We start from the raw sequence: 23,929 nt of genomic DNA, 5'->3' as shown, positions 1-23,929 counted from the left end.
TTCCACGCAGAACGGTAACGAATTTCGGAGCCGAATGAAATGGAGCAAACTCGAAAACAACGTCGTATTTTGTCGCCTTTATACGTTGTCCGAATAATCAAAATTAACTGACTGCAGCTTAAAAACAGGGATTCCAGTGGGCACCGTGAACTGAGAGCGTGGCTAAGAGGTACAACACGTCCGCTATCCTAGGCTGGATTCTCATCTCAAAAACTCGATTTTTTCTCAAGACACTTGCTGTGTTTTCTATGAACACGCGGGGGACCGCGCAACCCGAACGGGAAACAAAACCGCACAAGGCGGGCAAGGAAGCCGACCACAAAGGGGTATAGATGGGTGATGGCTTGCGTGTGATGTCGGAGATGGTAAACAGCATGCCGGTTCAATGTGTGCATCACGCACGCGAGGGCGACATAAGACAACTCCGAAAGGCCGTACATGACCGCAAAAAAGGGGCGGCCGAAGCCGTCCTGTGAAAGACAAAACCACCTACCCCTTTGCGGGCTCGGAGATCAAAGCCTCTCCAAGAGTCGCGCAGGGTATTAGGCCTCCATTTTCCGTCGTTCGAACCTCCTATGTTGATCTGAATGCTTGGCGCTGAATTCGTTGGTTTGCGAACATATTTCCGGCGAAAAATCAAATCGGTCAATTCGTCAGTTTTACATTTCGGTCGTTCGTAGCGCACTGATTAGTCTTGCCGATGACATTGCGTTACACCACGCTATTTATTTTTGATTTTTTGTTGACGACTTTTCGACCATTTTAGATTTAGGATCAGTTATCGCTGGTATTTCATCAGGATGAGTTCAGACTTATTGCAGCACGGTTTTTGGGAGAAATAGCCTTTTTAAAGCATAAAGGGCACACGGCACATGGAATCTAGAAATCCATTGACCGTCAGCGAGAAAATTGGCCGCTGGACGCAAGCGTCACTTTCTCTCTTGTATGGACGCTGTTATATACCCGAGCTCAAGGCAATCAAGCGGAAAACCCGTGTGGAGCCCGGCCCGTGGGGATTTTATTGCCCGGGCATCCTGCCTTCACGCTAGCCGACCGTTAAGAGACCATCGATCATGTTAAAAAAGCGCATACAGGCCGTATTTGCTGCCGCTGTGTTGATCGCGACAATTGCACCGGAGTGTCAGGCGCAATACTCCACTGACTGGATAGCGAACACTTATGGAACGAGTTCCACCTATGTGGGTAATGGCGCTCGTTCCATATGGGTGGCGCCTGAGGGAATTATTTACACGGCTTCCCTGTGGGACGAAAATGAAGGCGGCGTCGCCATATACGGAAACCGCCAAAACATGGGTTCCATTGGAATTCATAACGAGTTTCAAGGCAGCGCCATTACGGGCAATGCAACTTCAATCTTTGCAGCCTTGCAATATGACAGGACCAACGGCAGTGGCTGGGTAGGGCGATATAACCGGACCAGCAAAACACGCGATCTCTCCATCTCGGTCAGCGCGACAACGACCCAGACGCGGGGTGATGTCGTCACCGGACTCGCAACGTCAGGCTCTCTCCTCTATGCGAGCGACTTCCCGGGAAATCGCGTCCGGGTCTTCACCACCGACGGCGTCTGGCAAAGCGATATCAATGTCGCAGCTCCCGGGGCGCTCGCGGTGGATAGCGCCGGCAATGTCTGGGTCGCGCAAGAGAATGCCGGCACGATTGTCGAATTCAGTCCCACCGGCGCGGCTTTGAACACGATCCAGATGTCAGCCACGTCCCGCCCGAGCGCGCTGTATTTCGACGCAACGGCTGGACAGCTTTTGGTCGGCGACGAGGGGCCCGACATGAACATCAAGATCTACCAGAGCGCGGGCGTATCAGCTCAGCCAACCCAGGTCGGAACATTCGGCATTCAGGGCGGATATCTCGACACAACGACTGGAATCAAAGGCCAGGTCGGGGACAAGCGCTTCACCCGCGTGGCCGGCATCGGCAAGGACGCCGCCGGCACCCTGTACGTCCTCAACAACCCGTGGGGGGGAACCTGGGATCTCGGCCGCAATGGCAATACGGACATTCACGCCTACGACAGCTCGGGCACCCTGCAATGGACGCTTCAGGCACTGAACTTTGAAGGCAACGGCGCGCCGGACCCCGCTACCGACGGCGCGTACTTCTACGGAGGCTTCAACGTCTACACGGGCACCGCGGGCGGAACGTTCGTGGCGAACACGGTCGATCCGATCGACTATCCGTCCGATCCACGAATCAACATCAACGACACCCAGCGCGGCGAGCACTTCGCGCAAATCGCTGCCGTCGGCGCGAACCGGATCCTTGTGGCAGCCGGCCAGAATCCGGGGATCTTTTATTTCTTCCACTTCAACGCGGCCAACGGCTACATCGCCATACCCGACGGCTCGCTGCCTGGCGCAGCGTTCAATGCGACTGCGCTGATCACGGGAGGATTCTGTCTCGACAGCAATGGAAACGTCTGGGCCGGCCCTGACCGCACGAACCGCATCTACTACTACCCGCTGACCGGCTTTGATGCCGACGGCACACCGAGCTGGGGTGCAGGCATTGCGTACGCTACGCCGAGGACCATCCTGCCATTGACCCGGATCATCTACCTCGCCGATAGCGACACCATGATCCTGGCGCAAGGCATAGTCGGGAGCACGGACTGGACCTCGATAGGAACGCGGGTCGAGGTGTATCACGGCTGGCTCGCTGGAAACCAGAGTTCGCCGAATCCGGTGATCAACCTCACCAGCGCCAATCCAAAATCGATCACGGCGGCCGGTAACTATCTGTTCGTCGGATACGTCAGCACCGTGCCCAACATCGACGCCTTCAATCTCGCCACGGGCAGTCTGGACACTACATTGACCAATAGCAGCCCCGCTACCGTGGACGTGGGCAACAACGTTGATTCGATGTACGGCCTGAGGTCATACCTGCAATCGACCGGCGAGTACGTGGTCACGAAGGACAACTATAACGAGTCAAGCATCATTGTTTATCGTTGGACTCCAGGGTTATAGGTGGAACCGTCGGGGGCGCAGCGGCATTGACGGATCCCGTGTTTTCGGGCGGACTTTCATGATCAGGTCCGCCGCGCTCATGTTCACTCGATCAATACGGAGTCAGCTCTCCCTCCTTATACCGATACACAGTCGTGGGCGCATTCTTCATGTTCCCCTGTGCGTCGAATGTGTACGTTCCGGCGATCCCGTGATAATCGGTCTTAGCCAGTTCCGCGCGAATCTTCCCCTTGTCCGTCGTCGTCCCCGCTGCCTGCATGGCGTGTGCAATGATCTGCGCACCATCGTAAAAGTTCGCCGCGTAGATCAGGACGTCGATTCCGTACGCGTCCTTGTAGCGCTTGATGAAGTCGCGTCCCGCTGCGCTTTTTGTCAGCGACGGTCCACCTTGCGCGCAGTACACGGTATTCGTCGCATCCCCGGCCACCTTGCCCAGCTCCGATGAGCAATACCCATCGCCGCCCAGCAACTTGGCGGACATCCCCAGTTGCTTGATCTGACGAGCAAGCGGCGCGGCCTGAGTGATGTAACCGCCGTAGAAGATCGCATCCGGATTCTTCGATTTGATCGACGTCAGAATCCCTTTGAAGTCCACCGCATTAGAGTTCGTGTAATCCTGCGCCACGACCTTCAACCCGATCTCTTCGGCGCGCGTCTTGAACTCGCTGGCCACACCCTGGCCATAAGCGGTGCGGTCATCTATGACGGCGACCGTGCGCACCTTCAACTCATCCTTCGCGAAATCCGCCATCGAACCGCCGATCTGCGAATCGCTAGCGCCGATTCGAAAGACGCTGTCATATCCCTGCTTGGTTACGTCCGGATTGGAGGCCACGGGCACCATCGGCACACCGGCCCCATTGAGCACACGTGAGACCGGAATCGCGACGCCCGAGTTGTTCGGTCCAAGCATGACCACGGCGCCGGAATCGACTATTTTTTGTGCGACCTGAACACCGATCTTCGGGTCGGCCTGGTCATCCTCGGAATCCAGTTTGAACGTCACCGGCGAACCCGCGATCACGAGATGCTGTGCATTGAGGTCGCGGATTGCAAGCTTGGCGCCGTTCTCGTTGTCCTTGCCAGTTCCGGACTGGCCGCCGGTCAGCGGTCCCGACATGCCGATCAACACGGTCTGGTCCGCTTGCGCAGCGGTGCCGAAGGTAAGCAAACAGCAAAGAAGCGCGCGCTTGAATTGAGTGTTCATGGTTATGTCCCGGATTTGAATGATGATGTGGATAAGCAAATAGTGGTTTGCATCGCGAACGTGCGAACGTGCGGACGTACAGACGTGCGTATGCCGGCCTGTCGCGTAGGCGACAGGTTAAGCAGGATTCCTTTTCAAAAAATCGGTACGCGGCTTGGTGGCCGTGCCCGGCAGTGTCTTAACCGGCTCGCGAGCGGATCAGCTTGTTGTCGACAGCTTCGAGCCAGGTATCGGAGAGTGTGTAACCCTCCGGGAAGCGGTCGCTGGGATCGAGCCCGTATTGGGATAGGGCTGCAATCCAGCCCTGGCCCGCGACACTCGGTACGACTGCAGGCACGCCACCCACTTCGGTGAGCGATTCGATCCGGCTGTCGAATACGGAACCGATGATCGACTCATGCAAAAAGGTTTCGCCCGGCGCGATCAAACCCTTGGCGTGCATGACGGCAAGCCGAGCCGAGGTACCCGTGCCGCACGGCGAGCGGTCGCACCGGCCGGGCGAAACAATGACCGTATTGCGTGACTTGACCACGCCATCCTCGCGATGCAACCGGGTGACAAACTCGGTTTGTGTGATGCCTTTGATCAACGGGTTGGTTGGATGCACGCAGGCAAGTTGTTCGGCTGCGGCACCCTTGATGATCTGGCCTAGCTCGCACAGTTCACGTGCTTCGTCGCGCGTGATGCCAAAGCCGAGGCTTTCCGCGTCGACAATCGCGTAAGTCATGCCGCCGTAGCCCACGTCCACCTGAATGGTGCCGAGTTTCTCGACTTCGATGAACGCATCAAGGTGCTGGGCAAAGGCCGGCTGGTTAGTGAACCGTACCTGCGTGACCTTGCCGTCGCGACATTCACAGCGCACCTGGATCAGGCCAGCCGGCGCTTCGAGTACAAGATGCGTGACGGGTTCGGTCATGGGCAGGATGCCGGTCTCGAGCAGCACCGTCGCCACGCAGATGGTGTTGGAACCGGACATGACGGGATATTCCGTCGATTCCGCGATCACGTAGCCTATTTGCGCCGCCGGGTCCGTGGCCGGCACCAGGAAGTTGACGCTATGCACGGCGGAGCCGCGCGGCTCGAACAGACACAGCTTGCGCAGATCGTCGCGCTGCTCTTCCAGATACAGCATCTTTTCAAAAACGGTCGATCCCGGGACGTCGAACAATCCTCCGGTGACAACCTTGCCGAGTTCGCCTTCCGCGTGACACTCGACCACGTTCAACACATTCTTCCAGCGCATGGCATTCCTCGATCCCGGTGTGATATCGCCGCATCCTTGGGCCTCCCGGCCGTTAAGAACGCTGGATTGAGATCGAGTGTAGATAGACGATTTTTTAATCACAATTCCTATTTTTCAGCTTATATTCCTGAAAAAATCGATGGAATCCCTGTTAAGTCACGCCGGTCTCATAGCAGCCTCGCACCAGCCACGGTGGCACTGGCGTGCATTTGGCAAGCAAGTAGTCCACGAGCGCGCGGCATTTGAGCGACTGATTGTCGGTGGTGAGATAGACCAGGTAAATTGCGCGGCCATCGTCGGGAGAAAAATCCTTCAGCACTTCCACCAGGCGTCCGGCACGTATATCCGGCGCGACCAGAAAGTTGGGAATGCGCGCAATGCCCAGCCCCGCCAGCGCAGCCGTATGAACCGCCGTGCCAATGCTCCCCAGATTCCCCTCGACCCATACCGAATAACGACGCTGCCCGTCGCGAAACATCCACTCGGCCTGCGTGACGCCGCGCGCGTCCATGGTGAGGCAGTTGTGAGCGACCAGACTTTCGGGGCGCTCCGGCCGGCCGTGCTTCTCCAGATAGGCTGGCGAGGCGCAGATCACCAGCGGATTGGCTGCAAGACGAATGCTGACGTGATCTTCCGATGGCGCAAGACTCGAACGGATTGCGACATCGGCACTGCGATCGTCGGGCGTGGCGGGCACGTCGCCCACTACGATCTCCACCTTCAACTCCGGGTATAGCCCAAGAAATTCGGGCATCAGCGGCACGAGGTGCTTGTCCACGAATGCCGCGGGGCAGCGAATTCTCAGGACGCCATGCGGCACTTGCGGCTGCTTGGCGGTCGCCGATTCAGCCGCCTCTATATCAGCAATCACCTGCTTGATCTTCGAATGGAAGAACTCGCCCTTGGCAGTCAGCGACAGCCGGCGCGTCGTGCGCACGAACAACTTCACGCCCATGCGATCCTCAAGACGCGAGATCTTGCGGCTGACACCGGATGGCGTCAGCCGGCATTTTTCCGCTGCCGAGACAAAGTTGCCATGCGCGACGACCGTCGCGAACACGTACAGCTCGCTGCTCTTATCCATGTCGGCTCTCTCGATTGCGAAGAATTTGTCAGGAATATAAGCCGAAATTTAAGAATTGTTCGCAAAAATTCGTCTATCTACAATGAATTCCACGGTCGGCGGCTAGTGGACGATTGATGAGTGGTCAATGAGCGCCGCAGTTTCATTTCGAGGGAATCCGACATGCATCAAGAGGCAAGCGAACACGCAGCGGACGTCGATAGCCGCGGCGCGAAGTTTTTTATCGCCGAGGAAGGTCCCAGTTTCTGGCAGCCGGTTCCGGCCAACGGTTTTGTCCGGTGTCTGTTGAACGGCGCGAAGCTCGGCACCACGACGCCGTTTTCGATGGGCACGCAAACCGTCGCGCCAGGCGGGTGCTATGTGCGCGAGCATGCCCATGACCGCAGCGAAGAGGTGATCTTTTTCTACGCGGGCAGCGGGGGCAGCGTGGTGATCGACGACATCGAGTATCCGGTCAAGCCTGAGACTGCGGTGTATCTCGGGGTGAACTGCCGCCACAAGTTCGTGAACAACGGCGCTGATGACCTGAGCTTCATGTGGTTCCTGATGCCGGGCGGCATCGAGGAATTCTTCGAGTCGGTCGGGCGCGTGCGCCATCCGGGCGATCCCGCGCCTGAACCCTTCGCGCGGCCGGACAACGTGCAGGAAATCGAGGCGCGCACCGTGTTTGCAAGCGGCGTGAGCGGCACCAACAGCGCGGCCAAGGATTGAGCCGCCGATGATATCGACTATTGATTATTGCTACGCCGCCGACGGCGCGCGGCTCGGCTACCAGTGTGTGGGAGACGGGAAAGGGCCACCCCTGTTGCTGATCGCGGGCCTTGCGGGGGAAGCGAAGTTCTGGCGGCCGGTGATGGACGATCTCGCGAGCCGGCACAGCGTGATTGTCTTCGATCAGCGCGGTTTCGGCGTGAGCGGCACGACCGACAGCATTTGCACCATCGATCTGCTTGCCGCCGATGCGCTCGCGATCATGGACGCAGCGGGCGTGGAGCAGGCGATTGTCGCGGGCCATTCGACCGGGGGCGCCATTGCTCAGTCGCTTGCGCTCGATCACCCGTCGCGGGTATCGAGGCTCGTGCTGAGCTCGACCTGGGCGAAGGCCGACGCCTACATGAAGTATCTGTTCGCATTACGAAGCAATGTGATGCGCGCGGGCGGCAAGCGACTTTACGCGGACCTCACGCGTGTCATTGGCTACCCGCTTGCGTGGCTGCGCGAGCATCCCGAAAGGCTCGCATTGTCCGATAACGACGTAGATATCGAAGTCGACGATCGTGTGTTCACACGGATCGAAGCGCTGCTCGAATTTGATCGCACCGCCGCGCTCGCCACGATTCAGCAGCCCACGCTTGTGCTTGGCGCACGTGATGATCAGATCATCCCGAACTATCTGCATGTGGAACTACAGGAAGCCATTCCAGGCGCGACGGCTCGGTTCTGTGCGGAGGGCGGGCACTTCTTTCCGAGCATCAGGCCGAAAACCTTTGTCGAGCCGTTGCGCGACTGGCTGGAGCAGCAGGCATGACAGCGTGCAAGCGGTTGCTGTTGATCGGCTACGGTGCGATCGGCCGGGCGCTCGAGCAACAACTCGATACCGCCGGCGGTTATGACATCGCAATCTGGTCTCGCACTGCGGTGTATGAGAGACGCTTGCACCGCTCGGTGCATTCCCATGAAGAAGCGCGCGCGTTCAATCCGCAGCTTGCGGTCGAGTGCGCGGGGCAGGACGCCGTGCGAACGCTGGTGCCTCTGTTATTGGCCGATGGCGTGACCGTGCTGGTTGCCTCGGCGGGTGCGCTGGCGAATTCAGCTACTTACGAAACACTGCGCTCGGCGGCGCGTGGACGCGCTCGTGTGGTCTTGCCATCGGGCGCGATAGGCGGCCTGGATTATCTCGATGCTGTCGCAAACGAGCCCGGGCTCGAGGTCGAATATCTATCGACGAAACCGGTGGGCGCGTGGCGCGACGAACTGGCTCGCCGGGGTATCGACGCGGATGCGTTGCGCGAACCGTACACGCTCTTCGAAGGCTCGGCGGCCGAAGCTGCGCTGCGCTTTCCGCAAAATCTCAACGTTGCCGCGACGCTCGCGTTGCGCGGCGTTGGCATGGAGAAGACGCGCGTGACGGTGCGTGCCGATCCGGGTGTCGCGGTCAACACGCACGAGATACAGGTGAGTAGCGCGGCTGGAACCGCGACGTTCCGCTTTCAAAACGCGCCCTCCGCCGATAACCCAAAAACGTCCGCACTGACCGCATTAAGCCTGGCAGCGGAAGTCGCCCGCTTCTTTCGAGACAACGCTGCCTGATCAACGCTGCCTGATGTGCCTGATGTGCCTCATATGCCCGACATGAAGGAGAGCCTCGCTGCCATGATCATTGAAGAACGTGACTACCGCATCAAGCCCGGTAAGACGCAGACATTTGTTGCGCTCTATGAGGAGCACGGTCTGCCGATCCAGAAAGCCTGCCTCGAGAATCTGCTCGGATACTTTGTGACCGAAATCGGTGAACTGAATCATGTGGTCGCGTGGTGGAGCTTCACGAGTCTCGACGACCGCATGGCGCGACGTACGCGCATGCTTGCGATGCCGGAGTGGCAGTCCTATCTCGATCGCGTGACGGATTTCATCGATGTGCAGAATTCGCGCATCCTCAATCCGATTCATTTTTCACCTATCCGATAACCTGTCCGACAGCGCCCGGAGCATTGCAATGAACACACTGAAGGTAGCAATCGTGGGTGCCGGCATTATCGGCTGCTCCTGGGCGATGGTCTGGGCGAGGCGAGGGCACAGCGTGGCCGTCTATGACGCGGACCCCGCTACGCGTGCACGCGCTCTCGACACGCTGGCAGCCTACGCGGAGGACCTGAATCGTGTTGGCCTGACCGTGCCCGCGGATTCGCTCACCCGTGTGCGTATCGCGACCACACTCGCCGACTGTGTCGCACACGCCGACTACGTGCAGGAGTCGGTGCCGGAGAAACTCGACCTCAAGCGCGCGCTGTTCTCTGAGTTGGACGCGCTCGTGCCGGCCGGCGCGATACTCGCCAGCTCCACTTCCGCGCTCGGCATGTCGCGTTTCACGGCCGAACTGAGCGGCCGCGGGCGCTGCGTGATCGTTCATCCGGCTACGCCGCCGCACATGATGCCGGTTGTCGAAATCGTGCCGAGCCCGTGGACCGATACGGCCGTGGTTGAGCGCATCTTCGCGTTGATGGAGTCGCTCGGTCAGACGCCCGTGCTCGTTAACAAGGAAATCGCCGGCTTTGCGATGAACCGGATGCAGGGCGCGCTGTTGATCGAGATGTTCCGGTTGATCGAGGCGGGCGTCATCTCTGCCGATCACGCCGATAAACTCATCAGCGACGGCTTCGGTTTGCGCTGGGCTTTTCTCGGACCGCTCGAAGGCGTGGACTTGAACGCGCCGGGCGGGATTGCCGACTATCTGCATCGCTTCGGCCATATGTTTGACGACATGGCAATGGAAGTCCGCGAACCCGGCCCGGTGCTGACCCCGGACCTGATCGCGCGGCTCGATGCAGAAATGCGGGCCAAGCTTCCGTTGGAGGGTATCGAGGCGAAGCGCTCCTGGCGCAACCGACGCATGGCCGCGCTGCAGAAGATGCGCCGCGACATGCAATCGGAAGCGTGAACGTGGCCGATACCAGCCTCGATCCGTCTCTTGATCCGTCCCGCATGCCGCCTTCGCTATGGGCCGACACAGCGTTCCCCGCGCCGTTATCCAGCGCCCTTGCTCCCGGCGACCACGCTGCGGATCTGATCGTGATTGGCGCCGGCTTCACGGGCCTGAGTACCGCCCTGCATGCGGCGGAACGCGGTGCGCGCGTGGTCCTGCTGGAAGCCGCGGAGATAGGTTGGGGAGCATCGGGACGTAACAATGGCCAGGTCATTCCGGCGATGACCCGCGCCGACCCCGACGTCATCGTCAATGCCTTCGGCGCAGAGAAGGGCGAGGTGCTGGTGAGTCTTATCGGCGGGTCGGGGAATGCGTTGTTCGAGCTTGCGCGCAAACATCGAATTGAGTGTGCGGCGCTCCAGAACGGCTGGATCCAGCCAGCGCATCGCGCCAGCCGGATGGCGCTCGCGCAAAGCCGCTTCGAGCAATGGAAAAAGCGCGGCTTCGACGTGGAGCTGGTCGATCGCGAACGGGCGTGGAGTCTGATTGGTTCAAATTTCTGGTTTGGCGGATGGCAGAACCTGACGGGCGGTCACATCAATCCGCTGGCGTTCGTGCGCGGTCTGGCGCGCGCGGCGCAAGCTGCCGGTGCGAGCATTCATACGCGCTCGCCGGTGACCGATATTGCACGCGTGGGGGATGCCTGGCGTGTCAGCACGCCACAAGCGTTCGTGAGCGCGCCGCGGGTGCTGATCGCGACGCACGCTTATAGCGGTGCATTGGCTGAGTTGGGTGCAGCATCGCCGTGGCCCGCGCTGCCGAATACGCTGCTTCCCATGCGCTCCTATCAACTGGCGACCCAACCACTGCCACCTGAACTGCGCGCGACGATCCTGCCTCACGGTCACGCGATGTCCGACACGCACGGCGACTTGCATCTCGCCCGCTTCGATGAAACCGGCCGGCTGCTGACCGGCGGCGCGCTGATCGTTCCGTTCGGTTATGAAAGCCGGCTGCGCAAACGGCTGGCGGCGAGACTCGTGCGGATGTTCCCGCAACTCGAAGGCTGGCCGCTGCGTTTCGATTATCTTTGGCACGGCAACTTCGCGGTCACGCCCGACGGCTTGCCGCGCTTCGCCACACTGGGCAACGGGCTCTTCGCATGGATGGGCTGCAACGGGCGGGGCGTGGCTTTATCGACGGCGTTGGGACCGGCCCTCACGGAGACACTCTTCGCCAACGATCCCGCTGATTCGGCATTGCCCTTCGAGCCGATGCGGCGCATCGCCGCTCATTCGCTGGTCAAGCGAACGGCTATTGCGGCGATGATGGTGTATAGATGGAGAGATGCCCGCGATTGATTGAATATGCCGGGCAAACTGTGAGCGTGCCCACCCGTTCCTGACGAATAGATGATTCCGGAGAGCAGGTTGTTCGGGGAAGCACCGATGCGATACCAAATCGCGTTGCGCCCTTGCATGGGCGCAACGTCCAACGTTGAACGTCCAACGTCAATAGTTAGCTCTGCGAATTTGCCTGACTCGGATGGCGGCAAGAGAACCATCGCCGTAACGTCCTGGGCTTTTGCACAGCCTCCGCCACGTCGCGCCACCACCGCTGACCGCGGTGCGGCGCGGCCAGATCCAGCCGTTCCCCCATACGCGGCGTCGCGAGTGGAATGCCATGTGCTCCGGCGAGCCCCATCACGCGCTCGAACGGCTCTTGCCAACGATGCATCGCCAGATCGAAGGTGCCGTTGTGAATCGGCATCAGCCAGTGGCCGCGCAGGTCGAGATGGGCCTGAACGGTTTCGTCGGGCTGCATGTGCACGTACGGCCATTGGGCGTCGTAAGCCCCCGTTTCCAGCAGCGTGATATCGAATGGACCCAGCCGTTCGCCAATCGTCTTGAAGCCGTCGAAGTAGCCTGTATCGCCGCTGAAAAACACGCGCAGGTCGCCGTCGACAATGACCCACGAGGCCCACAAGGTGCTGTTGCCATCGAAAAGACTGCGGCCGGAGAAATGCTGGGAAGGTGTCGCCGTGAACGCGAGACCGTCTATCTCTACGCCCTGCCACCAGTCGAACTGACGAACCTTCGACGCGTCGATACCCCACTCGATCAACCGGTCGCCCACGCCCAACGGCGTCAGAAACACGCTTGTCGTATTCGCGAGTGCGATCACGGTCTCGCGGTCCAGGTGGTCGTAGTGGTCGTGGGACAGGATCACGCCGCGCAGGGGCGGCAAGTCGGCGAGCGCGATGGGCGGTGCATGAAAGCGTTTTGGACCAAACCGCCGGAACGGCGAAGCACGTTCCGCGAAGACCGGGTCGGTCAGCCAGAACCCACCGCGCAGTTTGAGCAGCATGGTTGAATGCCCGAGGCGAAACAAGCTGCGATCAGGCGCTGCGTCAAGCTGTGCACGCGTCAGCGCATCGACGGGCAAGGGGCCTGCCGGCACCGCCCCCGCCGGTTTATTCAACAGAATATTCCACACGATGCCCAGGGTCTTGCCGATTCCTTCCACGGGACGAGGCTTGACGTTACGGAAGCGCTCGCCGTCGTGCTGAGCCGACGAGTCGAATGATTCACGGCCGCGTCGCGCTGCTGTCAGACCCAAAGCACGGCGGATAGAACCGGTGAACGATGTCATGTAATGGCGCCCCAATACGGAAAGTACGGAAAGTAGACTGCACAGTGTAGTTTATCGTAGAAAAAAGTAAACTGCCTGGTGTAAAATTTATCGATGAATGCCACCGCCAACCTCACCGCCAACCCGCCACGCCTGACCGATCGCAAACGCGCTGCCGTGATCGCTGCGGCTATCGAGGAATTTCTCGCAGCGGGATTCGACGCAACCAGCATGGACCGCATCGCGGCCCGCGCGGGTGTCTCGAAGCGGACCGTCTACAACCATTTTCCAAGCAAGGAAGTGCTGTTCGCAGCCATCCTGCGGCAGTTGTGGGACTCGAGTGACACGGGAGAGGCGCCCGCGTATTCCGACTCTCAGCCATTGCGCGCGCAGTTGCTCCAGTTGCTTTTGAAAAAGCTGAGTCTTCTAAACGACGAGGCATTCCTGTCGCTCGCGCGCGTGGCGATCGCGGCAGGCATTCATTCGCCGGAGCGCGCGCGCGACATGGTGGCCCGCATGGGTGAGCGCGAAGAAGACCTGACGGTATGGATACGCGCAGCCGCTGCCGATGGCCGGCTCAAGACCTCGGACCCGGTGTTCGCCTCGCTGCAGTTGCAGGGTCTCGTCAAGGCGTTTGCTTTCTGGCCGCAAGTGACAATGGGGCAACGCACCCTCGGCAAAGCTGAACAAAAGCAAGTAGCGGAATCCGCTGCCGATATGTTTCTTGCGCGCTACGCATGACAGGTGCGCGACGAGTTTAAGGGCTGTGGTTTTCGTTGACGGTTACCTTCGAGCGAGCACGCGTAACGCTCTGTCCGGCTATTAAATTTTCAGCCAGCGAGCGGCGGCGTCCGCCGTGTCTTCGGGTCGCGTATTGAACGCGATGGCCGCAAGGGGGGCGCATTTGTGCACGGTATTGATGAGTGCCTCGAAGAGCAGCAAGCTCTTTGGGGGAATGCGAATCCCGCCGCCAATCACAACGCAATCGTATGGTGCGATTGTCAATTGCCGCTCAAGCGTCGTGGCAGCGGTGTCGGGGTGGACCAGACAAAGATCGGCATGCCATCCATGCGCCGCCATTTGCTGCATGCCCGCTGAAATCCCGGCATGAATCTTCGCGGCGTCGAACCCTGGCGGCAACGCGGGGTCCGAAAAATCGACCGTTTCAGGCTCTTGGCCGACGAACAACACCCGCTTCAAGCTGTGCGATTCACTCATTACGTTCTCCTTGCTTAATGGTGTTCCACGCCGGCCAGCACGCTGAACACGCGGCCAAGAAAACAGCGCACTTGCACCGCAGCCACTGGTTGATCCGGTTTGACCCGATTGTTTCGGATAACGCACTGGGTCTGAGTGCGTTGTCCGGATGTGGGCACTATCTTGTGATCGATGGCTTTGTCCACGGCGCAGCGAACTCGCAGCGTAGTGACACAACGAACTCACTGCAAGCGATCTTGCTTGCGAGAAGTAGTAAGACGGCGCCGGCTAACAACGAGCGACGCCAAGCAACGAGCGACGCCAAGCAACGAGCGACGCCAAGCAACGAGCGACGCCAAGCAACGAGCGCCGAGCCGCAGCGGTTTCAGCCATCACCCCGTGGCGGCCGATTCATTCGTCGAAGGCTGCGGATCTCGATCCGCGAGCTCCTCAAGCATGGAAGCCGATGGAACAAAAAACAGGCCCCCGGTAATTGCCCGGCTGTAATCGAGAAGCCGGTCGTAATTGCCGGGCGGTCGTCCAACAAACATGTTCTCGAGCATCTGCTCGATTGGCTCGGGCGAACTCGCGTAGCCGATAAAGTACGTTCCGAACTCGCCCGCGCCTGGGCGGCCGAACGCCATGTTGTGACGCAGGATTTTCACTTCCTGGCCGTCCTTTTCGATCGTCGTCAGCGAGCTGTGTGACGACGAGGGCTTGACTCCTTCGGCGAGCTCGACATCGGACAGTTTCTTGCGGCCGATAATGCGTTCCTGCGCCTCGACTGAAAGCGAGTCCCAGCCAGCCATGTCATGCAGGTACTTCTGCACCATCACATAACTGCCGCCTGCAAATGCCGGATCCTGATCGCTGATGAGCGTGAAATCGACCGCCTCGCGGCCCCTCGGGTTTTCTGTGCCGTCGACAAAACCCACCATGTCGCGCAGGTCGAAATAGCGAAAGCCATGCACTTCATCGACCACCGAAACCGCGCTGCCCAGACGCTCCATCAATTGGGCGGCGAGTTCAAAGCAGAGATCCATATGGTCCGCGCGGATGTGCAGCAGAAGATCGCCCGGCGTGCCAATAGCACGGCGTTGGCCCTCGCCAAACTCGCGGAATGGGTGAAGGTTCGCGGGGCGGGGCGCGCCGAACAGCGTATCCCAACCGTCAGAACTGAATCCGCACACGCACGAGAGGTTGGCCGCAGGAGCGCGCGTGCCAACCGCGCGAACCAGACCGGCGACGTCAGCGCATAACGCGCACACCGTACTTGCGCTTTCGGGGCCGGCTTTAATCGTGGCAACCATGAAAATCGCGCTTCGGCTGATGGGATCGCAAACGGCTTGAGGCTCTGGAACGTCGGTGGGCATCGGATGAATATTCTCGATTTGTCAGGGAGTCCGGCAACAGCGGGCGGCCGCTTTTCAGCGATGCCAAGACTCCGTTACGGGATGTTTTGACAAGGTTAGTCAATTCTGCGGGGCGGCGCGAGTTTGCAGGCGGATTTTCTATTGAGTATTTTATGACAATCGGCTCGGCAACTATCTGAAGAACAGGCGGACGAAGCTCGATCCCGCGACCTTCGGCTTTTCCAATAGCCGGCGGCGCACGGCGGGGCTGCGCCGGGAAGAGGTGGCGCAGCGCGCCAGTATCAGTGCAGCCTGGTACACGTGGCTGGAGCAGGGGCGAGGTGGTAATCCGTCAGCGGACGTGCTGGACCGTATCGCGAGGGCGCTGATGTTGACCGAGGTCGAGCGCGAGCACGTGTTCCTGCTCGGCCTCGGCCATCCGCCCGAAGTCCGTTATCGCGGTGGTGACCCGATCACGCCGAGACTGCAATGCCTGCTCGAGGCGCTGCCCCATCGCCCGGCAATCGTCAGGACGGCGACGTGGGATGTGGTCGCGTGGAACCGCGCGGCCTCGGTTGTGCTCACCGACTATGGCTCTTTGCCACCCGAACAACGCAATATCCTGCGCATGATCTTCAGCGATTCCCGCATCCGTGCCGCGCAGCTCGATTGGGAAAGCGTGGCCCGCTTCGTGGTGAGCGCCTTCCGGATCGATGCCGCGCGCGCAGGAGCGGACGCCGAGGTTGCGCCGCTCGTCGACGAACTGTGCCGTTCAAATCGACGAGACTCGCGCCTCCGAAGACTCACACAAACTCGCCCGCGCTGACATGTCACCTGGGATACGCCGGGGGGCGCCTTAAATCCACTGGTCGTTCTCGACAGTACGCTCGCTCGTCTCGTCGTCGCCCGTGTTCACCACCCCGCGCGGCTCGATCAGCAGCATCTTCACTTCTGCGTTTGCACAGGGCTTGTGCTCGATGCCCTTCGGCACCACCGCCATCTGACCGGCACGCAGCACGATCGAACCGTCGCCCGAAGGCCCCGCGCGATAATCGATACGCAACTCGCCTTCGAGCACGATGAACGTTTCGTCGGTATCGGCATGCCGGTGCCACTGGAAGTCACCTTCGACCTTCACGACCTTGAACTGATAGTCGTTCATTTCAGCGACAACGCGCGGTTGCCAATGACCGTCGATCTGCGCGATCTTGCCGGTCAGGTCGATCGTCTGGCACTGGCCGCGCTCGGCCGGCGCGGTGGTGTGGTTCGAGGATTGGGACATCGTTCTCTCCTTTCAGGGGGCAATGCGTCGAGAATACGCATGCTCCTTGCGGCCGTATTGAACGATTGTGGGTGTTTTCAGCCGCGCCGGACGCCGCCCGCGACCTGGAGCCAGCGCCCCGGCGTCAGCCCGAACGTCTTCGAGAAGTGCCGCGTCATGTGGCTCTGATCAGCAAAACCCGCTGCCGCGGCGGCATGAGCGAGCGATGTGCCGGCGAGCAGCATGCGGCGCACCGCATCAAGGCGCCGCATAGTCAGATACCGGTACGGGCTCGTGCCGTAGAACGTGCGAAAGTCGTGCGAAAGGCTCCAGCGATCGCGGCCCGTCGCCGCTTCGAGTTCGTCGAGCGTAACGACGCGCGCGCAATCCGCACGCAGATACTCGCGTGCGCGCCGCGCCGCGAGGAAGTCACCTTTCGAGCGTCGTGCGGGCGTGCCGGCAACGGCGGCAAGCGCGTGCGCCAGTTCGGCGAGCGCATCGCTCTGCTCGAGCGGCTCGAGCGTATGGCCGACGTGCTGCAGCAAGGTCGCGGTCGCCGCCGCGAGACGCGGATCGGTCGTCACGCCGCCTTCGAGGAACGGCAGCGCGCGTCCGCCGAGCACGTCCTGAAACAGCGCGGGTTCAACGTAGATCATCCGGTACTGGAACCCTTCGTCGGTGCCCGCCTGACCATCGTGGGCCTCGTCGGGATGCAGCACGATCGTGTTGCCGGGCAAGCTGTTTCGCTGGCTGCGCCGATAGCTGAAACTCTGGACGCCGGCGAGCGTGCGGCCAATCGCGTAGGTGTCGTGGCGGTGCATGGCATACGCGTTGCCGTGAAACCACGCTTCGATACGCTCGATGCCTTCTATCGGCTCGGCGCGCCTCACCCAGTCGGGGCATGAGGGTGGGGCTTGTTGGTTCATGAGGGTTGGCCTTCGATGGCCTGAGGTGTCGCGCTGCGACACGGGCGCTCAGGCGCGGTACGCAGCCGCTACCAGAATTGTCGCACGGGACAGCCCACGCGCGCCGACGCGGTACGGTTTTCGCGCCGGCTTGAAACGCGACTGCCCGCATAGTACGTATTTGTGGACGAGGGCAGCGCGGTCCTGAATGGTGGCTTCGGGGACGTTTCAAGAGGCGTTCAGCGTCCGGTTATCGCCCCCGGCGGTTGGCACAGACTGACACTCCCTTCACCCGAAAGGAGATCGTCATGGAAGCGGCAACGGTCATGTGGCTAGACTTTCGCCTTCCAATTTTCTTTTCCCGAGCAGGATTCACCAGTCGCCGTACTTGCCGGCGCGTCAATACGTTCGGCTCGTACATCGCTGGATAAGATCGATCGGCCTGGACGACACGGCACACGGAACTAGCCAACGCTCGCTTACCCTGAGGCGGGTCAGGTCGGCAGCCGTAAAAGCCTTTGCCAATAGTCCCTTAAACGGAAGCTAATTAGGGCTTAGGCATTTTAGAATTGTGCGCACCCAGGCGATATTGCATGCTAATCACCTGACTTTTGCGGAGTACAGCGCGTGGAAATCGAGCACGTGCAGCAGCGCACAACGCACCAACGCGATTACGCCGGTGCGCGCACACTGCCTGATGAAAGCTGATAAATCGAATAAAGGAGACGACCCAAATGCAACATGGCAACACGTCCATCGGCCTGCGCAGCCGCTGGTACGACGAGCTCACTTCGACGCACTGGCGCGTGTTGCGCGCGAGCTTCCTTGGCTGGATCTTCGACGGCTATGAAACGCTGGCGCTCGTTGTCGTGCTCGCGCCGATGCTGCACTCGGTGCTCACGCCCGAACAGGCTGCGTCGACGCCGGTGTATGCGGGCATCGTCATCGGCATCACACTGCTCGGCTGGGGGCTCGGCGGCCTGATCGGCGGTGTGCTGGCGGACTATGTCGGCCGCAAGAGAATGATGTTGTGGTCAGTGTTCCTTTATGCGCTGTTCTCAGGTCTCACTGCCCTCTCGCCTAACTTCTTCGCGCTGTGTGCGCTGCGCTTTCTCACCGGCCTCGCGATGGGGAGCGAATGGAGTACCGGCGTCGCGCTGCTGTCCGAAACGTGGCCGGAACGCGCACGGGCCAAAGGTGCCGGATTTCTGCAGTCGGGCTTTGGCTGGGGGACGCTGCTAGCGGCGGTGGTCTGGTATCTGCTCGCTCCCGCACATCCGCTCGGTGCCGAGACGTGGCGGCTGATGTTCGTGCTTGGCGCGGTGCCAGCGTTGTTTGTGCTGTACATCCGGCGTGGCGTGAACGAGTCGGAGAAGTGGCAATCTGCGGTGCGCGAAAAGCGCTGGAACGCGACGACAGTCGAAACGCATGCTGCGGAGCACTCGCGCGAGGACAAGCGTCCGTTCACGCTCGCGCAGCTGTTCAGGGAGCGCGAAGCCGCGCGCCGCACGGTGCTGCTGTTCCTGCTGTCGGTCGTTGCGACGATCGGCTGGTGGGCAATTTCCACCTTGCTGCCGGCCTACACCGTTTCGATTGGCAAGGCCGAACATGTTGTCGACCCTGCCTCATGGGGTGCGCGCGTGTCGATTACGTACACGATCGGTGCGATCGCCGCCTACATGGTCGGCGGTTTCGTGATCGATGTGATCGGACGGCGCGCGTTCATTTCGCTGACGTTTGTCGGTGCGCTTGTAATCACGTTCGTCACGTACAAGCTCACGCACACGGTAGAGGCGATGGCGGTGGTCGCACCGATCAACGGCTTCTTCACACTTGGTTTCGCGTATGTATGGATGGCGATCTATCCGTGCGAGCTGTTCACGAGCTCCGTGCGCTCGACCGCGATCAGCTTTGTGTTCAACGCGGCGCGGATGATCGCGTGGGTGTTCCCGATTCTTGCCGGCACGATCGTCAAGTCGTTCGGCGGCGCGCCGCAGGCGGCGATGGCGCTTGGACTGGCCTACCTGCTCGGGATCGTGCTGCCGTGGTTTCTGCCCGAAACGCGTGGACAGGGAATGCCTGACTGAATACCCCATCGGCAGGCTATCCGGCAGGATGTTGCAGACGGTTCGTCATCACGCGGGAGACTGGGGCGAACCCGCTGTCAGCGAAGTGTTCCAGGTTGGGCATGGCCAGAATAATCATGACTTGACCGCCAGGGTCAATAACCGGTCCAAACCACGCGATCATCCACGGCGTAAAGCCTGCAGTCCGCAAGCCCGCGCCGGTTGCACAACGCAAGTGCGCGCGCGGCAGGATCGGAAGGTAGCGAAGCGTCGTGCGGTGTTGTACCAACAGCATATTGCCCGGCGCCTCCGCTCGAGATGACGAACGCACGCGGAAAGGGTTTGGACTGGTATGCGTGATAGGCGGTTTTGCCGGCATCGCCAAGTAAGGAAAGAGGGGCGACAGGGGGCACGTCAGTGGTTTCCTTGCCCGCTTGAAACCAGTCTTTCAAAGGCCGTTCCGCCAACCACCGCAGCTTGCGTCCCACCGACATCTGTGGCTCTGAATTCCGGAACTTCAACGCGTGCTCACGTCGGGCGACCCTCACTTTGGCCTCCGCCATCATCTGTGACAGCGACTTCGAGGAATCAAAGTTCTCCGCGAACAGTTCCTCGGTGAAAAAGGTATTGCGACTGTCAGGCTGGCACCCGAAGGATGCCCGTTCTCCCGACGCCGACGTGATCACGATGCGCCGCTCCCCCTGGAGTTCGGGCAGGAACGACCCGGAAAAGCAGGCGGCAAGTATCACGATCGTCGGCCGATTGCCCAGAGGAGCGAGCGCGGCCGACAGTTGTGTGGCCGTCATGGGCTTGAACTCCTGATGCGCGACATTCACGCTCAGAATTTTCCGGTTGCCGTGCGTGGAAATGAAAACCACCACGATGTCATCGGGTCCGGCATGGCTGGATATCTGTTGTACCGCTTCGGCGAGCGTCGCCGGAGTCGCGAACGGGAAACGCAACTTATCCGTCTGCCGTCCGTCGCTGTCTTCGTACTTCAGCACGGGTCCGCCCAGTTCCGAGAGCCGGCGCGAAACCAGCTCCATGTCATTCTCAAAGGCGGTGGAGGTTGAGTTCATGGCGAAGCCGGCAAACCACACGCGTCGACCTGTCGCCTGGGTTGCGGCCTGCACGGCCTGCGCATCTTGCTGCTGCTGAAGCGCCGTGCTCTGTTTCTGCGCATCTGGGTCACTCGGCGACAACTCGGCACATCCGATCAAGGCAATGGTTGCCAACAGTACTGAAAGCATGCGCAAGTAACGTGTCGGTTCGGATTGTCTCATTCGTTTTTTGTCCAGCTCATCTTACGTGCCACTCCCATGGGCACCGAGACCGGCATGCTTTCTAGAACGCTTACAACCCGCCATCGGTTGCACCCTGAGGCGGACGCAAATTTGAAACGGGTTGTTGTATCTAACATGGAGGCTCGACGTAGTTCGTTAATACATCCGTCTTGTCAAACCCTCAATGGCCGGGCGAAGCTGAGTTCGTGCCCGTCGGGGTCCGTGACATGGAAATAGCGTTCGTTCCAAGGCGCATCGCGCGGGGTGAACTCTGGAGTGATCCCGGCGGCGAGCGCCTTGCGGTACATCGAATCGACGTCTGACACATAGATGATTACCCGGCCCCACCAGTTGATTGGACCGTGCGTCTCTGCGATCAGGTTGAGAAACGACCCACCCGCCGCGAATGAGGTAAACGGTTCGTTTTCGCCGCCATGCAAGAGGCGGAAGCCGAGCGCCTGGTAGAAACGCACGGCGCTGCGCATGTCGCGAGTGGACAACGTGATGGCGCTTAAGCCTTCGATCAACGGCTCGGTTTCGGCGGGAGGTAAGTTCATCGACTCGTGTCCTCTATAACCAAGAATCCTTGATATCGACGGAAGTTCGTCATGGTACGAGTTTGATCAGAACCGGCCGTTCGAACCGGACATCGTGGCTGCTCTGCCGCGAAGAAAGCGCGTCAGTTCTCCCATGCCGAGGCCAGGTCCCGAATCCGGCCCGCCTCTCACGGCACCATTTGCATGTCACCGGAAGCTTGCGGTGGCAATTTGATCGAGAGAACCTTGAACTCCCCACTGGTCGGCACGGACCCGGCATGGGCCATCCCCTTTGGGATAATGATCAGGTCTCCAGGGTGAATCGAGCGCTGCTCGCTTCCCAGCCAGAAAGTGCCACTTCCCGAGATCACATACTGGATTTCATCTGAGCCCGCATGAGTATGCTTTGGCACGTTGCCGGTCTGCACTGCAATGGTTCCGTTCGATGTCACTACCAAGCCCTTTGAACGCAAGCTTCCCATGTTCGGGACCTGCGCGCCAATATCAGCATCGGTCAGTGCCACCAGGTCTACGATTTGCGCCGTGAGTTTGCCATCTGGCGCCTGAGCTTGAGCCGGCGTGCTCAGATGAGACACAAACAGGCCGGCAACAAAGGCAGCGGGAATAGCCGCAAGATAGATGTGGCGATGCATGTTCTGTTCCATTTTGGTTGAGCCGGCGATTGACGTGCAGGGCAACGGCACCATGGGATGGTGGGTCGCTGCCCGATTGTCACACCACGACCCGGTGGTTCGTAACCGGGTCAACACCTGAGTGCGCAGTGATGACCGCACCCTACGGAGGCTACGGTAATGCGGCGTCCATGCCGGACAGCACGCCTTTGAGTTTCACGTCGATCGTGCGATTCCAGTCGTCGACCTCGAGGCGCTCGAGCAGCGAGTGCGGCATCAGTCCGGCGTTGTTGATCATGACGTCGACGCGCCCGAAGGTTTCCACCGCGGTGTCGGCCAGTTTCTTCTCAGATGCCGGGCGCTCACCTCGCCGAGTCCGCTGCCCGCCGGTGATCACCGCGACTTGCCTTCGATGTTATTGCTAATGATCTCATTCCCTCACTTGATGCGGCCTAGCTCGAGGCCGCGCGGTTTTCCTGCCCTGTCACCGCTCCTTCGCTAGATGCGACTGCGGCAACCGGTACGAGAAGCAATGCGCACAGCAGAGTGCCAACGCCCATCAGCGCGATGACGCAAGCCATTGGCCACGGGGTGCCATCGGCGAAAAGTCCGACGAGCGCCGAGCCCGTGATGCCGGTGCCGTACTGGATCGCACCGATCAGCGCCGACATCGACCCCGCGCGCTCGGGGAAGCTGCCGAGTGCACCGGCTATCGAGTTGGCGACAATGAACCCCGTTGCGGAGACAAACAGGAAGAGTGGAATCACTAGTCCCGTCAGCCCGCCCCAGCCTGTCCCTGCGTCGAGTGCAAGCAAGATGCCGGCGATCGCCGCACCGACCGTGCCCGCTCGCATCAGGCGATCGCTGCCGAGCCGCATCACAAGCCTCGAATTGATCTGGTTCGTCAGCATGATGCCGACTATGCCCGCGCCGAACAGCACTCCGTAAAACTGTGGCGAGACATGGTAATAGGTGATGTAGGCGGCCGGCGTGCCGGCGATATACGCATAGATGCCGCCATAGAAAAACCCTCCCGCGCCCGCGTAGCCGAGCACCCGGCGATGTCCGAGCAGGTCGGCATAGCCCGCCACCGCGCGGCGCAACGGCTGGCGGTTGCGCCGCTCAGGCGGCAAGGTTTCAGGGAGGACGTGGAGCGCGGCGAGCGTTGCGAGCCCGACGCCAACCAGGGCCCAGAAAATGGCGCGCCACGACGCGACATGGAGGATGAGCCCACCCACGCTCGGTCCAAGCAGTGGCGCGATGGCCATGACCGTCATCAGGGTCGACATCATTTGCGCCGCGCGGTGTCCGGTGTAGAGATCGCGCACCATCGCGCGGGCAAGCACCACGCTCGCGCACGCACCCACGGCTTGCAACGCGCGCCAGCCAACCAGCATCGGAGCGCTCGTCGACACCGCGCAAGCAGCCGAGCCGACGATGAACAGGACGAGCCCGACGGCGATCGGCAAGCGCCGTCCGTGCCGGTCGCTGACCGGGCCCCACAGAAGCTGGCCCAGGCTGAAGCCGATCAGATAGCCCGAAATAGTCAGTTCAACGGTTCCGGCATCGGCGCGCAGTGCGATAGCCATCGTGGGAAGCGCGGGCAGGTACAGGTCTGTCGAGATCGACGCGAAGGCCATCAAGACGCTGAGGATCAGCAGCATCCGAAGGCTCTGCCGAGCAGCGTCCCGCCGGACAGAGGGTTGATCATCCGATGCCATGGTTTGAGGTCTTGTTCCGAAAGAACGACAACCCGCAGGCGCCACGAAGCTGGGCTCCGGGCGCCGGGCGGATTGCAGTGAAAGTTGAATGAGCGATCGACGCGCCGCACGCCTATGCCGGTTCGCTTGTCTCCAGCTAAATTTACTGGCTGCGTCAGCG

At 60.6% G+C, this 23,929-nt stretch carries 21 protein-coding genes and 2 pseudogenes; 10 read left to right on the top strand and 13 right to left on the bottom strand.

What is annotated here, in order from left to right; all coding sequences use genetic code 11:
- Positions 1 to 1,073 precede the first annotated feature (1,073 nt).
- Entirely contained in the window at positions 1,074 to 3,008 is a 1,935-nt protein-coding gene (locus tag BSU04_RS19900) for an SMP-30/gluconolactonase/LRE family protein (protein ID WP_089162242.1), read from the top strand.
- Positions 3,009 to 3,099: 91 nt separating this feature from the next.
- Here the strand turns inward: BSU04_RS19900 and BSU04_RS19895 are convergent, their stop codons facing one another.
- From BSU04_RS19895 to BSU04_RS19885, 3 genes are all read right to left on the bottom strand, one after another.
- Positions 3,100 to 4,215: a branched-chain amino acid ABC transporter substrate-binding protein gene (locus tag BSU04_RS19895; RefSeq protein ID WP_089162241.1), complete on the bottom strand. Its 1,116-nt coding sequence runs from the start codon at positions 4,213 to 4,215 to the stop codon at positions 3,100 to 3,102.
- 178 nt (positions 4,216 to 4,393) lie between these two features.
- Entirely contained in the window at positions 4,394 to 5,458 is a 1,065-nt protein-coding gene (locus BSU04_RS19890; protein ID WP_089162240.1) for a proline racemase family protein, read from the bottom strand.
- Positions 5,459 to 5,609: 151 nt separating this feature from the next.
- Positions 5,610 to 6,542: a LysR family transcriptional regulator gene (locus tag BSU04_RS19885; protein WP_089162239.1), complete on the bottom strand. Its 933-nt coding sequence runs from the start codon at positions 6,540 to 6,542 to the stop codon at positions 5,610 to 5,612.
- Between the two features lie 162 nt (positions 6,543 to 6,704).
- Between BSU04_RS19885 and BSU04_RS19880 the strand changes: the two genes are divergently transcribed.
- The 6 genes from BSU04_RS19880 to BSU04_RS19855 all read left to right on the top strand — a co-directional run bounded on the left by BSU04_RS19880 (position 6,705) and on the right by BSU04_RS19855 (position 11,546).
- Positions 6,705 to 7,253: a cupin domain-containing protein gene (locus tag BSU04_RS19880; protein ID WP_089162238.1), complete on the top strand. Its 549-nt coding sequence runs from the start codon at positions 6,705 to 6,707 to the stop codon at positions 7,251 to 7,253.
- Between the two features lie 7 nt (positions 7,254 to 7,260).
- Positions 7,261 to 8,070, top strand: a complete 810-nt coding sequence (locus BSU04_RS19875; RefSeq protein ID WP_089162237.1) for an alpha/beta fold hydrolase — start codon at positions 7,261 to 7,263, stop codon at positions 8,068 to 8,070.
- Positions 8,067 to 8,852: an aspartate dehydrogenase gene (locus BSU04_RS19870; protein ID WP_089162236.1), complete on the top strand. Its 786-nt coding sequence runs from the start codon at positions 8,067 to 8,069 to the stop codon at positions 8,850 to 8,852. Before BSU04_RS19875 ends, BSU04_RS19870 begins: the two co-directional genes overlap by 4 nt.
- A 63-nt stretch (positions 8,853 to 8,915) precedes the next feature.
- The gene (locus BSU04_RS19865; RefSeq protein ID WP_089162349.1) at positions 8,916 to 9,230 is read left to right on the top strand and encodes an NIPSNAP family protein; all 315 of its coding nucleotides are present in this window, start codon (positions 8,916 to 8,918) and stop codon (positions 9,228 to 9,230) included.
- A 28-nt stretch (positions 9,231 to 9,258) separates the two neighbouring features.
- On the top strand, positions 9,259 to 10,200 hold the full coding sequence (locus BSU04_RS19860; protein WP_089162235.1) for a 3-hydroxyacyl-CoA dehydrogenase: 942 nt from the start codon (positions 9,259 to 9,261) through the stop codon (positions 10,198 to 10,200).
- A 2-nt stretch (positions 10,201 to 10,202) separates the two neighbouring features.
- A complete protein-coding gene (locus BSU04_RS19855; protein ID WP_256983086.1) occupies positions 10,203 to 11,546 on the top strand; it encodes an NAD(P)/FAD-dependent oxidoreductase in 1,344 nt (447 codons plus the stop codon).
- 157 nt (positions 11,547 to 11,703) lie between these two features.
- On the opposite strand, the gene BSU04_RS19850 is transcribed toward BSU04_RS19855, so the two are convergent.
- The gene (locus BSU04_RS19850; RefSeq protein WP_089162234.1) at positions 11,704 to 12,837 is read right to left on the bottom strand and encodes an MBL fold metallo-hydrolase; all 1,134 of its coding nucleotides are present in this window, start codon (positions 12,835 to 12,837) and stop codon (positions 11,704 to 11,706) included.
- Between the two features lie 93 nt (positions 12,838 to 12,930).
- Between BSU04_RS19850 and BSU04_RS19845 the strand changes: the two genes are divergently transcribed.
- The gene (locus BSU04_RS19845; protein ID WP_089162233.1) at positions 12,931 to 13,557 is read left to right on the top strand and encodes a TetR/AcrR family transcriptional regulator; all 627 of its coding nucleotides are present in this window, start codon (positions 12,931 to 12,933) and stop codon (positions 13,555 to 13,557) included.
- 81 nt (positions 13,558 to 13,638) lie between these two features.
- Here the strand turns inward: BSU04_RS19845 and BSU04_RS19840 are convergent, their stop codons facing one another.
- Together BSU04_RS19840 and BSU04_RS19835 are read right to left on the bottom strand one after the other, a co-directional pair.
- Positions 13,639 to 14,034 (bottom strand): hypothetical protein, encoded by a 396-nt coding sequence (locus BSU04_RS19840; RefSeq protein ID WP_089162232.1) that lies wholly within the window; start codon positions 14,032 to 14,034, stop codon positions 13,639 to 13,641.
- Between the two features lie 371 nt (positions 14,035 to 14,405).
- A complete protein-coding gene (locus BSU04_RS19835) occupies positions 14,406 to 15,386 on the bottom strand; it encodes a Dyp-type peroxidase (RefSeq protein ID WP_089162231.1) in 981 nt (326 codons plus the stop codon).
- Between the two features lie 175 nt (positions 15,387 to 15,561).
- Here BSU04_RS19835 and BSU04_RS19830 point away from each other — a divergent pair.
- A pseudogene (locus BSU04_RS19830) lies at positions 15,562 to 16,137 on the top strand (helix-turn-helix transcriptional regulator); the annotation flags it as partial.
- Between the two features lie 84 nt (positions 16,138 to 16,221).
- Here BSU04_RS19830 and BSU04_RS19825 read toward each other — a convergent pair.
- Complete coding sequence (locus BSU04_RS19825) at positions 16,222 to 16,647, bottom strand: cupin domain-containing protein (protein WP_089162229.1); 426 nt, start codon at positions 16,645 to 16,647, stop codon at positions 16,222 to 16,224.
- 77 nt (positions 16,648 to 16,724) lie between these two features.
- Positions 16,725 to 17,552: an AraC family transcriptional regulator gene (locus BSU04_RS19820; protein ID WP_089162228.1), complete on the bottom strand. Its 828-nt coding sequence runs from the start codon at positions 17,550 to 17,552 to the stop codon at positions 16,725 to 16,727.
- Between the two features lie 713 nt (positions 17,553 to 18,265).
- On the opposite strand from BSU04_RS19820, the gene BSU04_RS19810 reads away from it, so the two are divergent.
- Positions 18,266 to 19,618: an MFS transporter gene (locus tag BSU04_RS19810; RefSeq protein ID WP_089162227.1), complete on the top strand. Its 1,353-nt coding sequence runs from the start codon at positions 18,266 to 18,268 to the stop codon at positions 19,616 to 19,618.
- Positions 19,619 to 19,752: 134 nt separating this feature from the next.
- On the opposite strand, the gene BSU04_RS19805 is transcribed toward BSU04_RS19810, so the two are convergent.
- From BSU04_RS19805 to BSU04_RS19785, 5 genes and pseudogenes are all read right to left on the bottom strand, one after another.
- Complete coding sequence (locus BSU04_RS19805; protein ID WP_089162226.1) at positions 19,753 to 20,880, bottom strand: C13 family peptidase; 1,128 nt, start codon at positions 20,878 to 20,880, stop codon at positions 19,753 to 19,755.
- A 173-nt stretch (positions 20,881 to 21,053) separates the two neighbouring features.
- Positions 21,054 to 21,437 carry a VOC family protein gene (locus BSU04_RS19800; protein ID WP_089162225.1) on the bottom strand — a complete coding sequence of 128 codons (384 nt, stop codon included), beginning with the start codon at positions 21,435 to 21,437 and terminating at the stop codon, positions 21,054 to 21,056.
- A gap of 167 nt (positions 21,438 to 21,604) precedes the next feature.
- Entirely contained in the window at positions 21,605 to 22,069 is a 465-nt protein-coding gene (locus tag BSU04_RS19795; RefSeq protein ID WP_089162224.1) for a cupin domain-containing protein, read from the bottom strand.
- A 154-nt stretch (positions 22,070 to 22,223) separates the two neighbouring features.
- A pseudogene (locus BSU04_RS19790) lies at positions 22,224 to 22,394 on the bottom strand (SDR family NAD(P)-dependent oxidoreductase); the annotation flags it as partial.
- A gap of 106 nt (positions 22,395 to 22,500) precedes the next feature.
- Positions 22,501 to 23,712, bottom strand: a complete 1,212-nt coding sequence (locus BSU04_RS19785) for a multidrug effflux MFS transporter (protein ID WP_179258372.1) — start codon at positions 23,710 to 23,712, stop codon at positions 22,501 to 22,503.
- Between the last annotated feature and the right edge of the window lie 217 nt (positions 23,713 to 23,929).

Origin of the sequence: Caballeronia sordidicola (assembly GCF_002220365.1) — a bacterium.
Classification (GTDB): Bacteria; Pseudomonadota; Gammaproteobacteria; order Burkholderiales; family Burkholderiaceae; genus Caballeronia; species Caballeronia sordidicola_C.
This window is presented reverse-complemented; position numbering and strand designations above follow the sequence as displayed.

Bases quoted from the DNA above. Each gene is read 5' to 3' on its own strand.
- BSU04_RS19900 (WP_089162242.1), top strand. From the start codon at position 1,074: ATGTTAAAAAAGCGCATACAGGCCGTATTTGCTGCCGCTGTGTTGATC.
- BSU04_RS19895 (WP_089162241.1), bottom strand. From the start codon at position 4,215: ATGAACACTCAATTCAAGCGCGCGCTTCTTTGCTGTTTGCTTACCTTC.
- BSU04_RS19890 (WP_089162240.1), bottom strand. From the start codon at position 5,458: ATGCGCTGGAAGAATGTGTTGAACGTGGTCGAGTGTCACGCGGAAGGC.
- BSU04_RS19885 (WP_089162239.1), bottom strand. From the start codon at position 6,542: ATGGATAAGAGCAGCGAGCTGTACGTGTTCGCGACGGTCGTCGCGCAT.
- BSU04_RS19880 (WP_089162238.1), top strand. From the start codon at position 6,705: ATGCATCAAGAGGCAAGCGAACACGCAGCGGACGTCGATAGCCGCGGC.
- BSU04_RS19875 (WP_089162237.1), top strand. From the start codon at position 7,261: ATGATATCGACTATTGATTATTGCTACGCCGCCGACGGCGCGCGGCTC.
- BSU04_RS19870 (WP_089162236.1), top strand. From the start codon at position 8,067: ATGACAGCGTGCAAGCGGTTGCTGTTGATCGGCTACGGTGCGATCGGC.
- BSU04_RS19865 (WP_089162349.1), top strand. From the start codon at position 8,916: ATGATCATTGAAGAACGTGACTACCGCATCAAGCCCGGTAAGACGCAG.
- BSU04_RS19860 (WP_089162235.1), top strand. From the start codon at position 9,259: ATGAACACACTGAAGGTAGCAATCGTGGGTGCCGGCATTATCGGCTGC.
- BSU04_RS19850 (WP_089162234.1), bottom strand. From the start codon at position 12,837: ATGACATCGTTCACCGGTTCTATCCGCCGTGCTTTGGGTCTGACAGCA.
- BSU04_RS19845 (WP_089162233.1), top strand. From the start codon at position 12,931: ATGAATGCCACCGCCAACCTCACCGCCAACCCGCCACGCCTGACCGAT.
- BSU04_RS19840 (WP_089162232.1), bottom strand. From the start codon at position 14,034: ATGAGTGAATCGCACAGCTTGAAGCGGGTGTTGTTCGTCGGCCAAGAG.
- BSU04_RS19835 (WP_089162231.1), bottom strand. From the start codon at position 15,386: ATGCCCACCGACGTTCCAGAGCCTCAAGCCGTTTGCGATCCCATCAGC.
- BSU04_RS19825 (WP_089162229.1), bottom strand. From the start codon at position 16,647: ATGTCCCAATCCTCGAACCACACCACCGCGCCGGCCGAGCGCGGCCAG.
- BSU04_RS19820 (WP_089162228.1), bottom strand. From the start codon at position 17,552: ATGAACCAACAAGCCCCACCCTCATGCCCCGACTGGGTGAGGCGCGCC.
- BSU04_RS19810 (WP_089162227.1), top strand. From the start codon at position 18,266: ATGCAACATGGCAACACGTCCATCGGCCTGCGCAGCCGCTGGTACGAC.
- BSU04_RS19805 (WP_089162226.1), bottom strand. From the start codon at position 20,880: ATGAGACAATCCGAACCGACACGTTACTTGCGCATGCTTTCAGTACTG.
- BSU04_RS19800 (WP_089162225.1), bottom strand. From the start codon at position 21,437: ATGAACTTACCTCCCGCCGAAACCGAGCCGTTGATCGAAGGCTTAAGC.
- BSU04_RS19795 (WP_089162224.1), bottom strand. From the start codon at position 22,069: ATGCATCGCCACATCTATCTTGCGGCTATTCCCGCTGCCTTTGTTGCC.
- BSU04_RS19785 (WP_179258372.1), bottom strand. From the start codon at position 23,712: ATGCTGCTGATCCTCAGCGTCTTGATGGCCTTCGCGTCGATCTCGACA.